This window comes from Trebonia sp., assembly GCF_049794275.1.
Classification (GTDB): Bacteria; Actinomycetota; Actinomycetes; order Streptosporangiales; family Streptosporangiaceae; genus Trebonia.
Genome location: NZ_JBARCR010000714.1, coordinates 1 through 1565 on the forward strand (window position 1 = coordinate 1; position 1565 = coordinate 1565).

At 74.1% G+C, this 1565-nt stretch carries 2 protein-coding genes; both read left to right on the forward strand.

Features of this window, described 5'->3' with window-relative positions; genetic code table 11:
- Window positions 1-1131: hypothetical protein (locus WA805_RS18970; RefSeq protein ID WP_425243001.1), on the forward strand; the 1131-nt coding region annotated here is incomplete at its 5' end.
- Window positions 1132-1142: 11 nt separating this feature from the next.
- Window positions 1143-1565 (forward strand): ATP-binding cassette domain-containing protein (locus tag WA805_RS18975; protein WP_425243002.1); only part of this gene is annotated, 423 nt, incomplete at its 3' end.

Consider the following 1565-nt stretch of genomic DNA (forward strand, 5'->3'; position numbering starts at 1 on the left):
GCGCTGCCCGCGTTCGCGCTGGTCCTCGCCCTCAGCGTGACCGCGTTCGCCGGCATGGTGCGGGACGCGGTCGCCAGGGGCGAGACCGCCGCCTCCTGGCAGGCCGTCGGCGCCGACGCCACAGTCATGGCGAGTGCGCTGAGCACCCCTGGCGTCCAGATCTATCCGGCGGCGGAGCGGGCGGCGAGCCGGGTACCTGGCGTAACGCACGCCGCCGCCGTGTGGCAGGCCAACTGGAGCACCCAGAACGACGACCAGATCACCGGCCTCGTCGTCGACCCGGCGAGCTACGCGGCGCTGGCGGCCGCCACCCAGGGCTTCCCGCCGCTGCCCGCCCGGTTGCTCCAGCCAGGACGGGCTGGGGCGCCGGTCCCGGTGCTCGCGTCCCCGCAAGCCGCGGCCTACCTAGGCCACAGTGCTAGCACGCTCACGTCCGACGGGCCCGTCCAGCCCGTGCGGGTCCAGGTCGCAGGCGTGGTGCCGGCGACCCAGGCGCTGCCCGGCACCTCCGCCTTCGTGATCATTCCTCGGTCGGCGCTGCACAGCTTCGCCATTCCGGCCGCGCCGGTGCCGGTCAACGAGCTGCTGCTCACCGGCGCGGGCATCGACAGGACCCGGCTGACCGCGGTGGTGCGGACCATGATCCCTGAAGGCGGAGTGACCTTCCGTTCGGACATCCTGAACAGCCTGGCCAGCGCACCGCTGCAGCACGGCACCTTCGTGCTGTTCGCGCTCGCCGTCGCCGTCGCGGCCGGGCTCGGGCTGGCCGTGATGCTGCTCGAGCTTGCGCTCGGCGCCGCCGAACGGGAAGTCACGCTGGCCAGGCTCGCCACCATGGGCCTCGACGAGCGACACCGGACGCGGATGGTGGTGCTCGAGGTGCTGCCCGCCGTGATCGCCGCGGCGGTGGCCGCCTGGGCGTGCGCCGTGCTGCTGCCGCGGGTGGTGGCGCCGGCGATCGACCTGTCGGCGTTCACGGGATCGTCGGCGGCGGTCGCGCTCACGCCGGACGTGGCCGCGGTCGCGCTGCCGCTGGCGGGGCTCGCCGCGGTGGCCGCCGTGGCGCTGGCGATCGAGGTCAGGACAGGACGACGGCGCGGCGTGACCGCGAGCCTGCGAGCAGGCGGATGATGGGAGAAGCGATGGCGGGTTCTGAGCTGGACGAGCTGACTTCTGCTGCCTCGGCGGAGCACACGGGCTACGGCGACGGCGCGCTGATCGTGTGCGACCGGCTAGTGCGCATCTACCTCGCCGAGGGCATCGAGGTGCAGGCGCTGCAGGGGCTTGACCTGGTGATCGCGGCCGGGGAGCTGACGGCCCTTGTCGGCGCGTCGGGCAGCGGCAAGTCGACCCTGATGAACATCCTCGCGGGCCTGGACACGCCGACCGCCGGCTCGGTGCGGGTCGCCGGGCAGGACCTGGCCTCGCTGTCCGCCGGGCAGCGGCTCGGCTACCGCCGGTCCGTGGTCGGGTTCATCTGGCAGCAGACGGCGCGCAACCTGCTGCCCTACCTGACCGGGGCGCAGAATGTCGACCTGCCGCTGCGGCTGGCCGGCGCGGGCCGC